Below are 12,072 nucleotides of genomic sequence, written 5' to 3'. Positions count from 1 at the left end.
AAATGCTAACAGAGTTGCTAACCTATAGTTTAAAACCAGAAAACTCTTTCAGGAAAATATACTTGAATCTGTAAGTTATTATTTACATATGTGTCACACGTCCTAAAATGTGTACTTTTTTAAACAGTGAGTAACATGCTCAATTTACGTTTATTAAACTTATTGAAGAATTTTATAAACGTTTGTAAATTGTTGTTGACTTTTATAAACTTCCTTGTTACTCTGAAAACAACAGTTAGCGTAGGAGGTTTTATAAAATGAATATTGCCTACATAAGAGTTTCAACAGTTGAACAAAACACTGGCAGACAGCATGAAGCATTGAAAGCACACAATATAGAAAAAGTCTTTGAAGAGAAAGTATCAGGTAAAGACACCAACAGACCACAGCTTAAGGCAATGCTCGAATTTGCCAGACAAAGTGACACTATTTATATTGAGTCAATCAGTAGACTAGCTAGAAATACACTAGACTTCCTAAAGATCGTTGAACAGCTAACAGCCAAGAGCGTAAGTCTTATCAGTTTGAAAGAGAATATTAACACAAGTACACCACAAGGCAAATTCATGTTGTCAGTATTTGCGGCTCTTAGCCAGCTAGAGCGAGATACGATCAAGCAGAGGCAACGTGAAGGAATTGATTTAGCACTTAAAGAAGGCCGAGCATATGGCAGACCTAAGATCAATATCAGCGACAAGTTCAAAGAAGTTTACAAACGCTGGAAAGCGAAAGAGATAACAGCAGTAGAAGCGATGAAGCTGACAGGGACTAAAAAGAATACCTTTTACAATCATGTGAAAGAAATAGAACAGGCGTAACAGCCTGTTTTTATTTATACCAATGCATTATTAAGTAGAATAAGTAATATTTCTTATGGAGTTTTCTGAATCTCTAAGTCTATACGATACTTGAGCATATTCATACATTCGCCATCGGTGAGATGAGCAATCAACTTATTCAGTTCTAGTGTTTGTTTTTACTTAGGTTTTATTAGGTACTCTGTTTATAATGCTAGCTTTATTAGTAAGGTTTTATAAAGTTCCCAATATGGTAACAAGTTTTTAAACAGGTTATCACAGGTTGTAATTCTATAGGCTTGGAGTTGTACCTACCCTATCTATAATTACATTAGTTAGCTAAATAACTAGCACAGCCAACTATAATTTACTACAAAGTTTGCGTACAAGGTAGGTCTTTATTAATCATATTCAAGCTTTATTATAACTTGTATGCCAAAATCAGGGCGAAGCCCTATACCCGACGTAGGAGGGTATCAATACATCATTTAGTTTGCGTACAAGGTATTGAATCTTTATTGTTCATAACTTTGTAACTGATGGCGAAAGATAATTCCCTTCGCTCTGCTACGCAGGGCTTACGCCCTGCTACATCGCTTAGGGAATATGCCCTTACGGGCATGTTTTTTTTACAGGTTGTGAACTATTCTTCTATTCTTTTAAGGGATAATTGCTCAAACCCTTGCCATTACTGGGTTTTCATTTGATTTTAGAACCTATAAAGTTCTAAAATTAATCAGTCCTTGGCAACCCTAACCAATCCTGTAATAAATGCCTCATTCTAGAACTTGGAATATACAGATTGACAGTTTTACCCTCCCTTAATGCTGATCTAAAAAGGAATTGTAACATCAATGATAGAGCATACCTTTCCTCTTGCTCTCTAGTTATCTCGATTCCATGGTTTCTAAAGAACGCTTTTAGCATTGGATTTATGAATACGTTGACTAAATATGCTATGTTTATTCTGTCTTTATACTTGTTTGTTGCTCTTTGATTCCAAGCCGCGAACCCTCCTTTATAGCCATTTCCTTCTATTTTCACTTGATAATCTTTGAAAACTGCCCATAAGGTCAGATCACTTGGTGAGCTTTAAGTCATTCTTAAAATATCCTCCAGTGTTGTTTTTAATTCTTTTCAACTGACTTGCATCTGCCTTTTCATACCAACTACAACTTAAATTGAAGTACGGATCAATCTTTACATTCTGTCCTCTCTTGCCTTTCTTCACCGTTCCCAATGTTCCAATTTCGTTTTTCTTACCGCCAAGAATATTTATATTGATTTTGCTCGTGTCTCCATCGTCACCATTATGAGGTACTAGATTGTATTTTCCCCCATTATTTACCAGTTGGAATCGCTCATACAGAATTGCCTTTAGGTCGAAGTAATATCTTAGAAGTTGCACATCAAACATGTACGTCAAAATATACGTCTCACTAAAACAATTAAAGATATCATCAGGAAACACCCATACTAAAGCAGTGTCATTGGTGACCTCAATATTCTTTGTCTCGCAGAGTCTTTTTACATCAGCATACCTACCGTTGTGTGAATCCTTATCCCAAACTAAATATCCTGTAGCGGGGTCTACATGTGCACAATTCGATTTTAACAATATGTTCAAATCATCGTCTTGGAGATTTTCAACTGATATTACTTCAAGTACCTCGTCAAGGATTAAGGTGTAATCCGATTTCTTGAGTAATTTCATAGTTTCCTTTGTCATTAACTTGAATAGCGCATGGGTACTAACTATGCTTTTCCCTGCCGTTATCAATTGATTTAAGCTATCAGTTTTTCGTTGCCCATTTTTGTCATCTGGCTCTTCAAAGCCAACACAACTCGCTTTAATCCTACCTACCTCCTCTAAATACGGTGTAATAAACATATACTTTTTACTTGGATTATCATTCATCATTTGAATTGCAAAGGAAGTCTTGCCACTACCCATAATTGAATCTACAACTTCTACCATTGTTAATCCCCTCCATTTTTAATTGCATTTTTTTCAACTAAGAAGTTGGTATAACGTCACTTTAGCCGCCTGTATGCATTTAAAATCCTTGCGTTTTACAAAGATCTTCTAAAATACCCCTAAAATGCAAACTACCCCGATCTAAAGGTGCAACACCCTTAAATCGAGGTAACTAGTGAATTTAGAAGCTGTATTCGATTGATGCCTCAAGGTCAGTTGCCGAACATAGCAACTACAACTGCTGTACCGCATAGTAATCCCCCCTTTCTTCTGTTGCTTTCACACATTCAATAGTCTCGAACAAGGATATTCCTCTAGACTTACCAAATCCAGGTCAATTGTAGAAGACCTTTCTTATTTTTTGCCCATTTACAACAGTGACCTCAAACTTAAGGCAGTTAACCTTAAATCTGAGGTACACAATTATTCTAATACCGACCAAAAAATAGAGTATCCTACAAAACATATTATAAACTACTTGTCGGTCATTGTCAAATATTTACCATATTTGTATTTTCCTGTTAAGAAAGATCTTTCTAAATTGCCCCTTACAAACATGTCAATCATTACTAAATCTTCCTAACCACGTCTTTCCTTATAAAGATATTGCTTAAAGGGGAGGCCTTCTCATGACTGGCTTTAATATCCGCTTGAACCAACTCGACATAGTTTCTGGTCATATCCAACTTTGTATGTCCCATAATCTTCTGTAAGGCAAATAGATTCCCGCCATTTCTAATGAACCACAAAGCAAAGACGTGGCGTAAGTGATAAGGCGTAATATTAACCCCTAACTGCTTTGAATACTGTCGAAATCTTTCTTGGAAATTATGACTCGTTAATCTATTACCGCTAAAACTGGAGAATACAGGAGTATCCATGCTCCAGTCTTCATGTCGGGCATAAATTAACCTTTTGATTACCTGTACGGTTTGTATTGATATTGGCAATGTTCTCATTTGCCTAGTCTTTGAATACTCTTCACGAACGATTAGCTGGACATTAATTAAGTCAACGTCTCTTATGCAGATTTGCAACAGTTCATTAGGTCGAATCCCTGTATCAAGCATGGTCAAGATAAAAGCGTAGTCCCTCAGGCCAGCAAACGTAGACTGGTCGGGTAAGGTAAGCAATGCTCGTATTACAGACTGGTCATGCTGAACAATTCTTGCCGTCTCTCTTTTGAAACGAATGCCCTCGCAGGGATTCCGCTTTAGAATTTGTTCACAGATACAATAGTCAAAGAACTGTCGTAACGCTTGCAATAACTTGTTATAATACCCCGCTTTTTTATCAGACAAGAAAATTGTTACCGCCTGATTGAGTTTCTGGTCATTTCTAATATTACCCTTGTACGCCGTAAAAAACTGTGTAAGTGCACTTCTAAGACTAGATAGGGTAAAACTCGTAATCCCTTGGGCTTTCCGAGCGTTTAAGAAATCGATAATTAAAGAAAACGGATTCAAGTCTTGCTCAATACCAATTAGTTTACTGCCTTTTTTAGCCATAAAAAAACACAGTCCTTTCACTGGACTGTGCATATTCTTGCTTCCTTTGTTTCCCATATATGGAATTTCACGGCTTGGGAAGCCGGTACTCTACCACTGAGCTACGCCCGCACCTATTGAGTTGACGACTATTACTATACCATATTACTGATCGGTTATCAATAGCCGGCGCCACAAACTACCCATGCAGTTTATCGATAGCCAACGCAGTTAAACTGCTGAGGTGGTCTAGGAAATACGGGGATCGTTAACCGCAGAGTACGCAAAGATCGCAGAGGGAACCGCAGAGGGCTACGGTTTATTATACAAAATAACCCGAATCCCTCTGCGTGGCGCACTCTCTGTGTACTCTGTGGTAGAACCAGAACCCGTTATTCCCTCGCACTTAGAATTCCTGCTGCTCAAAAAAAACGCTCCTTACGGAGCGCAATGCGAGAGTATAGTTTGAGAGTGGAGTTACAGAATCAGAATTTATAGGTTACGCCGAAGCCCCATCCCTTAACTTTTGTATCAGTTTTGACGTCGAAATTTCCATCAGGAGTCGAAATGCCTGCAACGGTCATGTTATCAACTTTCATATCACGGTAGTTCACGTTTAACTCTAAGTTTTTGGCAATTTCATAGCCCAGGCCAGCTTCCCAGTTACGGTAATCGCTACCAAAAGACGCAAGACCGTAGGCTGTGAGTTTGTCGGCTAACGGCGCGCTTGCCACGAAACCAAATTGCCAGATGTTTTTATCATGACCCTGAATTGCAAGATCGCCGCTGTAATTATCTTCCCACCCAAGTTGTACTCCTGCATTTACTTTGAATCTAGGAGATGCTTTTACGAGACCGGTGAACAGAGAGAAATTCTTATCCAGCTTATACAAAACGTTATATTCTTCTAATCTGGTTTTTGCCTCAAGATTTACATTAGCTGCGGTAATATATGAACTCCTACTCATCTCCTCAGGTTGAGAAATGCTGTCATCAATAAGGCTCAGTGTTCCTTTTGGAGTTGCTTGACGATATTGCAATGCCCAATTGTTCCCAATACCGTAAGTAAATCCCCATTCAAAATTGTTCTTACCATCAAACGACTCGCCGATTTTGCCAACTCCATTGATTCCTGCATTAACATCATAAGTAGAGTTATTCCGATAGTTGATATCAAGCGCTGCATTTCCTTTGGAGTAGTCTGTTAACGGACTGGCCAAGGCCACGCTGGACATAGCGCATACCAACAGGACTACTAATACAATTTTTTTCATTTTCTTACCTCCTATAGTATTCACACACACCTCAAACCACTACTCTCGCTAATCATCCATATATATACTTTTAGTCCGGAACTTATGCACTTTTGGTAACCACCTCCCCAGGAATTACAGGATAATTTTTACAAATATTTTCTTTTTGATTTTGTAGATTCTGTATGGTTTAATGATCAATAAATCCGGTTAAATGCATGAAAAAAGAACAAAGACCACCTCTGCATTAGAAATGCAGGTGGTCTTTGTGACAGCATAAGACTCCTAGTTTAAGCCATGATTCTTATGCCGTATATAGCTGCCGAGAGAACTGTCGGAAAATAAAATACGGCTTCTCAGCTAATAGCTGAGAAGCCGTTATCTATATAGTGGCAGCCCTACCCTTTTTGTCAGCGGTCATTAGTTTCTGCCATCGGAAACAAGACATAAAACGTCGTTCCCTGCGGCCCTGTTTGAAACGCTAGATCGGCATGATGGCGTTCGACAATGTGGCGGCAAACCGCCAACCCGATGCCGGTTCCTTTTTCCTTGGTGGTAAAGAAGGCTGTACCCAGCTTGTGCTGTACCTCCGGAGCAATGCCAGGCCCTTGGTCGGCAATAGATAGCACAACCCGACCTGCTTCTACATAGGTGCGAATGCTCACTTGCCCACCATGCGGCGTAACCTCAGAGGCATTCCTGACCAAGTTTAAAATCAATTGTCGGATGTCGCGTTCTGCCATCAATATTGGCGGCACAGGCCCACCCTTAAAAATCACCGTCGTGCCGGCCATTAACGCGCCAGCATCCAACATCGGCATGAGTATGTCAACCACCGCATCCAGTCGGCCCGCACTCTGATTACTAGGTTTGTTCTTGGCGATGGACAAAAACTCGCTGATGATGCTATTGGCGCGATCAAGCTCCTCAACCATTAAGTCAAAATGAGATGCAAAGCTTGCCAATTCTTTTTTAGCGCGTAGCATTTGCAAAAAACCTCTAACTGTCGTCATGGGATTGCGAACCTCATGGCCAATACTTGCCGCCATCTCGCCGATCAAATTCAGCCGGTCGAGTCGAGCCATTTCCTCAATCGTGTGGCTCTTTTCGCCAGTATCAATTCTCGGTTTGCCCTCAGTATGGAGAAAAAGCAAGTCTGTGCAGCCATCTATCGTCGTTGAGCTTTCTGGCTGGTCGGCAGTAAATTGAGTCTGCTGCTCTGACTCAAAATGAGAATACACCTAAGCTCACCTCCCATGGGGGCCCTTGGAAGCGCTCCCCCAACCTTGCTTATTCTGCAAATCGTTTGTAAAATCCTGTTTAGATAATCTATAAATTGAATATTCTTTTAAATAGATAAAGCTCTGCGCATTTCTGCACAGAGCTTTATCTATTGGTGCCGCAGGGCGGAATCGAACCGTCGACACGAGGATTTTCAGTCCTCTGCTCTACCGACTGAGCTACCGCGGCAAATAAAAATGGCGACCCTGAACGGATTTGAACCGTCGATCTCCGCCGTGACAGGGCGGCATGTTAGACCGCTACACCACAGGGCCGCATAGCAAAGGAAATGGTGGGCGATGACGGGATCGAACCGCCGACATCCTGCTTGTAAGGCAGGCGCTCTCCCGGCTGAGCTAATCGCCCGGGAATGGTGACCCGTGGGGGATTCGAACCCCCGTAATCGCCGTGAAAGGGCGGTGTCTTAACCGCTTGACCAACGGGCCATTTGAAGGTTGTGAGATATTCCAAAAGTGGTGACCCACGATGGACTCGAACCATCGACACCCTGATTAAAAGTCAGGTGCTCTACCAACTGAGCTAGTGGGTCATCGGTCTCACAAGATAAGATTATATCGGAATATGGGTTGCTTGTCAACACTTTGGCTCAATGGATTTTTATGGTAACTTGCAACCCGCAAATTGAGAAGACAGGATTGCCAAACTGCAGAGTACGCAGAGTATGCGGAGGGTCCCACAGAGGGAACCGGATACTTATAGTAGCCCTCTGCGACCACTCTACGATCTCTGCGTACTCTGTGGTTAAGCGTCGCTTATACTCGTGTCTTAAAACATATCCTTCAAGATGATCGTCTGTTCCCGACCGGGGCCGACCGAGACGATGCCAATTTTAATGCCGGTTGCTTCACTGATTGCTTCAACATAGCGACGAGCGTTGACAGGAAGATCCTCATAGCGCTTAATGCCCGAAATCGGCTGTTCCCAACCAGGAAGTTCCTGATATATGGGCTCAACCTGGCCTAATACTTTTAGGCTGGCAGGGAACTCCTTCAACAATTGTCCTTTATATTTATAGCCAGTGCAAATCTTCAAGGTTTTCATTTGATCGAGGATGTCTAAGCGTGTAATCGCCATATAATTGATGCCGCTAAGCAGACCTGCATAGCGAACAACAGCAGCATCTAGCCAACCGCAGCGGCGCGGCCGCCCGGTAACAGTGCCGAATTCACGACCCTGGTTGCGAATATAGTCACCATCCGCATCGAGAAGCTCTGTCGGAAATGGTCCTTCACCTACTCTAGTCGTGTAAGCTTTGACAACACCGACAACGGTATTAATACGGGTTGGGCCTATACCTGCGCCAACGCAAACACCACCGGCAATGGGGTGTGATGATGTTACATAGGGATAAGTGCCATGATCTAAGTCGAGCATGGTCGCCTGAGCACCTTCGAACAGCACTTTTGCACCAGCGTCGAGGGCTTCATTCAACACGCACATCGTATCAGTGACATAGGGGCGAAGTTCTTCAGCATAGGCGAGATATTCTTGCTTCACAGCTTCGTAATCAAAGCCTTCCAAGCCATATACTGCCTGCAGCAGATGATTCTTTGCCGCAATGTTGATTTTCAATTTTTCCGAAAACTCTTCCTCATCCATCAGATCAACGACGCGAATACCGGTACGAGCATTTTGATCCATATAGCAAGGCCCAATGCCGCGCTTAGTGGTACCAATCTTGTTGTCACCACGATATTTTTCTTCTGCCTCGTCCAGCAAGCGATGATATGGCATAACGACATGGGCTCGATTAGAAATCTTTAGTCCAGAGGCATCAACACCCTTGGCTTTCATGCCCTGAATCTCTTCTAGCATAACTTGCGGATCAACAACCACGCCATTACCGACAATACACATCTTGCCATTATAAAGTATGCCTGACGGCAAAAGACGTAGCTTAAACTCTTGCCCATTCACCACTACAGTATGCCCAGCATTACTGCCGCCTTGATAACGTACAACAACATCGGCTTTTTCCGCCAAGTAATCAACGATTTTGCCTTTTCCCTCATCACCCCACTGGGTGCCCATAACAACTACTGATGACATATTCTCCACTCCTTATATAGCCAAAATTCCTGCCAGAGGCATTACCTGCAAATATCGACTCTAGGCCGCTCAGATGCAAGCAAGACTAGGCGCGTGCTGGGCTGGTCCCGGAGTCGTACTGGAAAGTACGTCGAGGATACCAGCACTAAAGCAAGTGCGTAGTTCTTGGCGCTTTAGCGCCTTAGAACACGGCCTGCCCTTGCGGGTACAACGTATTGCGCCGCATATCAGCGGCCGGCACTATAAACCAAAGCGGGCCATGATTGTATCTACATGTCGTAGGAAGAACGAGGGATCAAAACACACCTCAATATCCTCCGACGAGAGGTATTTCTGAATATCTGGATCATTTTTGACATTTTCTTTGAAGTCGGCATTAGCCAGCCATCTGGCCATTGCATTGCGTTGTACCCAGACATAAGCAGTCTCCCGAACAACGCCCTTGTCTACCAAGGCCAGCATCAGTCGCTGACTAAAGATCAGACCGCCGGTTTTGTTCATGTTGGCCTGCATGGCGTCAGGATAGACCAACAGCTTATCGATGATATCTGTCATTAGCCGCAACATGTAATCGAGCAGTGTGGTGCTGTCAGGCAGAATAACCCGTTCGACCGAAGAATGCGAAATGTCACGTTCATGCCAGAGAGCCACATTTTCGAGCGAAGCCATGGCGTTGCCACGCAGCACCCGCGCTAGTCCGCTGATCCGTTCGCAGGTGATTGGATTGCGTTTGTGAGGCATGGCTGATGAGCCTTTTTGCCCGGGGTGGAAAAACTCTTCTGCCTCGCGAATATCGGTACGCTGCAGATTACGGATTTCTGTAGCGAATTTATCGAGCGAACTTCCAATAATGGCCAGAGTGGTCAGGAACTCAGCATGACGGTCGCGTTGAATGACTTGGGTGGCGAGACGAGCAGCCTTTATGCCTAGCTTGTCGCAAACATAGGTTTCAACCGCGGGATCAATGTTAGAGTAAGTACCTACCGCGCCGGAAAGTTTGCCGACAGCGATCGTCTCACGCGCTGTTTCCAGACGGCGAATGTTGCGCTCGGTCTCGTCTAGCCAGAGAGCAAATTTCAACCCTAGTGTCATCGGCTCGGCATGAATGCCATGCGTTCTGCCGACCATGACGGTATATTTGTGCTCCGCAGCTCGCCGTTTGAGGACTGAGTGCAGTTTCTCCAGCCGTTCAAGAATAATGCCGGCAGCTTGCTTCATCATGACTGCTAATGCCGTATCTTTGACATCGCTGGAGGTAAGACCCATATGAATATATTTTGCTTCATCACCAACATTTTCGGCGACAGCTGTCAGAAATGCCAGTATGTCATGACGTGTTTCTTTTTCAATCTCACGAATGCGTTCGACCGTGAAGCGAGCTTTTTCCCGAATAACCGGAACTGCTTCTTTCGGGATATTGCCTAACTCTGCCATGCATTCACAGGCGTAAATTTCAATGTCAAGCATAGTCTGAAACTCATTTTCATCTGTCCAAATTCGTCCCATGGCCGGGTTTGTATAGCGTTTAATCAATAGCGACGCTCCCTTTCAAGCCTGTTGGCGCTTTGGTTACTAGTATTCTTCTCCATGAGGAAAAAAACACACAAAGAGAGTACTTGAACTGCAGACACAACAATAAGCCCATTGTCCTGGTTCTGATCGTAGAACCGGAGAACGAGGGCGACGTTGCAATTGCGGCAGTCAGCTACTTTCCCTTGCTTATCATAGCATGATGCTTTTGAAGTGTCAATAAAAGTTCGAATGATTTCCTTTAATTCGCCATCAATGTTCGATTAGCAGTTGGTCCTGTTTTCAACTTCTCGAAATGGCCGACAGAGCCTTTCAGTTCGTGATCATCCGCCCAGCCTCCTTGGCATTATCAGCCGTTTCCATCGTCCTGGTCATTAGACAACCCGAACTTATCGAGGATGGCGAAGGACAAACTCAGGATAATCGCCACAACAGTGGCGAGCGCCATGCCTTTTAGCGTCACTGTGCCGATATTGATGTACGCGCCGCTGACGCCAATGATTAGGACCGTCGAGGTCAGGATTAGGTTTCTGCCTTTGTTATAATCCACCTGCTCCTCCACCAGCATCCTGATCCCTGATGTAGCGATAACTCCAAACAAGAGCAGCGACACTCCCCCCATGACCGGCGTAGGTATACTCTGAATTGCCGCCGCCAGCTTGCCGACAAACGACAGGATGATGGCAATGACCGCCGCCCCGCCGATAACCCAGGTGCTGTATACTTTGCTGAGCGCCATGACGCCGATATTCTCCCCATAGGTCGTATTCGGAGTCGATCCGAAGAATCCGGATAGCAGTGTAGACAGCCCATTGCCCAATAGAGACCTGCTGAGCCCAGGGTCTTTGATCAAGTCCTTGCCGACAATATTGCCGGTTACAATCAAATGACCGATATGCTCGGCAATCACGACCAACGCCGCCGGGGTGATGATCGCAAGGGCATTCCAGTTAAATACTGGGGTGTAAACGGTCGGAAGCGCAAACCATGGGGCGCTGGCAATCGCGCTTATATCAACGAGCCCCATGAATAACGCCAGCGAATAGCCGGCCAGCACGCCAATCAAAATTGGGATAATCCCCAGAAAACCTCTGAGCAACACTGAACCATAAACTGTAATCACAAGGGTGAATATTGAGACAGTGATGACTTTGAGGTCTAGCGTCTTGGCCGTCAATCCGGCCATCTCTGCGGCCACAGGTGCGAGTTCTAGTCCAATGACTGCAACAATCGCGCCCATGCCTGCAGTGGGAAAAACATAGTCAATCCAGCGCATGCCCATAACCCCAATCAACAGTGCCACGACGCAGAATATTGCTCCCACAGCAATGAATCCGCCTAACGCCGCCTCATAACCATACAGGGGCAGTACAACGAAGACAGGCGACAGAAAGGCAAAACTTGAGCCTAGATAGCCTGGTATCCTCCCTTTAGAAATAACGATATATAACAGTGTGCCAATACCGTTAAACAGCAGAATGGTTGCAGGATTAACCTTAAACAGTATGGGAACCAGCACTGTCGCGCCAAACATAGCAAACAGATGCTGCAGACTCAGTGGAATAGTTTCCCATAGCGTTGGTCGTTCATCAACTTGAATGATCCGTCGTTCCATGTGCATTCCCCCTGTTTAGTTATTTTTGAGCTAAACTGTCTGTTTTTATCCGCAAGGAAAA

General features: G+C 44.0%; 8 protein-coding genes and 5 tRNA genes. 1 reads left to right on the top strand and 12 read right to left on the bottom strand.

The window, feature by feature from the left end:
• The first annotated feature begins 257 nt into the window (after positions 1-257).
• Positions 258-818 carry a recombinase family protein gene (locus AXX12_RS13315; protein WP_066243579.1) on the top strand — a complete coding sequence of 187 codons (561 nt, stop codon included), beginning with the start codon at positions 258-260 and terminating at the stop codon, positions 816-818.
• Positions 819-1,875: 1,057 nt separating this feature from the next.
• On the opposite strand, the gene AXX12_RS13310 is transcribed toward AXX12_RS13315, so the two are convergent.
• From AXX12_RS13310 to uraA, 12 genes are all read right to left on the bottom strand, one after another.
• A complete protein-coding gene (locus tag AXX12_RS13310; protein WP_066243577.1) occupies positions 1,876-2,775 on the bottom strand; it encodes a hypothetical protein in 900 nt (299 codons plus the stop codon).
• Positions 2,776-3,344: 569 nt separating this feature from the next.
• A complete protein-coding gene (locus AXX12_RS13305) occupies positions 3,345-4,316 on the bottom strand; it encodes a tyrosine-type recombinase/integrase (RefSeq protein WP_197470719.1) in 972 nt (323 codons plus the stop codon).
• A gap of 431 nt (positions 4,317-4,747) precedes the next feature.
• Entirely contained in the window at positions 4,748-5,536 is a 789-nt protein-coding gene (locus tag AXX12_RS13300) for an outer membrane beta-barrel protein (RefSeq protein WP_066243575.1), read from the bottom strand.
• A gap of 389 nt (positions 5,537-5,925) precedes the next feature.
• Positions 5,926-6,756: an ATP-binding protein gene (locus AXX12_RS13295; RefSeq protein ID WP_066243574.1), complete on the bottom strand. Its 831-nt coding sequence runs from the start codon at positions 6,754-6,756 to the stop codon at positions 5,926-5,928.
• 153 nt (positions 6,757-6,909) lie between these two features.
• Positions 6,910-6,985: transfer RNA gene (locus AXX12_RS13290), tRNA-Phe, on the bottom strand.
• A 9-nt stretch (positions 6,986-6,994) separates the two neighbouring features.
• Positions 6,995-7,071, bottom strand: a tRNA-Asp gene (locus AXX12_RS13285).
• Between the two features lie 15 nt (positions 7,072-7,086).
• Positions 7,087-7,162 (bottom strand) — tRNA-Val (locus AXX12_RS13280).
• A 5-nt stretch (positions 7,163-7,167) separates the two neighbouring features.
• Positions 7,168-7,242, bottom strand: a tRNA-Glu gene (locus AXX12_RS13275).
• A 28-nt stretch (positions 7,243-7,270) separates the two neighbouring features.
• A tRNA-Lys gene (locus AXX12_RS13270) sits at positions 7,271-7,346 on the bottom strand.
• Between the two features lie 236 nt (positions 7,347-7,582).
• A complete protein-coding gene (locus tag AXX12_RS13265) occupies positions 7,583-8,866 on the bottom strand; it encodes an adenylosuccinate synthase (protein WP_066243570.1) in 1,284 nt (427 codons plus the stop codon).
• Positions 8,867-9,106: 240 nt separating this feature from the next.
• Positions 9,107-10,399, bottom strand: coding sequence for an adenylosuccinate lyase (gene purB, locus AXX12_RS13260; protein ID WP_066243567.1), 1,293 nt, complete (start codon positions 10,397-10,399; stop codon positions 9,107-9,109).
• 346 nt (positions 10,400-10,745) lie between these two features.
• Positions 10,746-12,011, bottom strand: a complete 1,266-nt coding sequence (gene uraA / locus AXX12_RS13255) for a uracil permease (protein ID WP_066243565.1) — start codon at positions 12,009-12,011, stop codon at positions 10,746-10,748.
• Positions 12,012-12,072: the final 61 nt, after the last annotated feature.

The organism is Anaerosporomusa subterranea, assembly GCF_001611555.1.
GTDB classification, from domain to species: Bacteria; Bacillota; Negativicutes; order Sporomusales; family Acetonemataceae; genus Anaerosporomusa; species Anaerosporomusa subterranea.
Note: the sequence above shows the minus strand (reverse complement) of the source record. Positions and strands in the feature narration are given on the sequence as shown.

What these genes read in the sequence shown, in the direction of transcription:
- AXX12_RS13315 (WP_066243579.1), top strand. Translation starts at nt 258, where the DNA reads ATGAATATTGCCTACATAAGAGTTTCAACAGTTGAACAAAACACTGGC.
- AXX12_RS13310 (WP_066243577.1), bottom strand. Translation starts at nt 2,775, where the DNA reads ATGGTAGAAGTTGTAGATTCAATTATGGGTAGTGGCAAGACTTCCTTT.
- AXX12_RS13305 (WP_197470719.1), bottom strand. Translation starts at nt 4,316, where the DNA reads ATGCACAGTCCAGTGAAAGGACTGTGTTTTTTTATGGCTAAAAAAGGC.
- AXX12_RS13300 (WP_066243575.1), bottom strand. Translation starts at nt 5,536, where the DNA reads ATGAAAAAAATTGTATTAGTAGTCCTGTTGGTATGCGCTATGTCCAGC.
- AXX12_RS13265 (WP_066243570.1), bottom strand. Translation starts at nt 8,866, where the DNA reads ATGTCATCAGTAGTTGTTATGGGCACCCAGTGGGGTGATGAGGGAAAA.
- uraA (WP_066243565.1), bottom strand. Translation starts at nt 12,011, where the DNA reads ATGGAACGACGGATCATTCAAGTTGATGAACGACCAACGCTATGGGAA.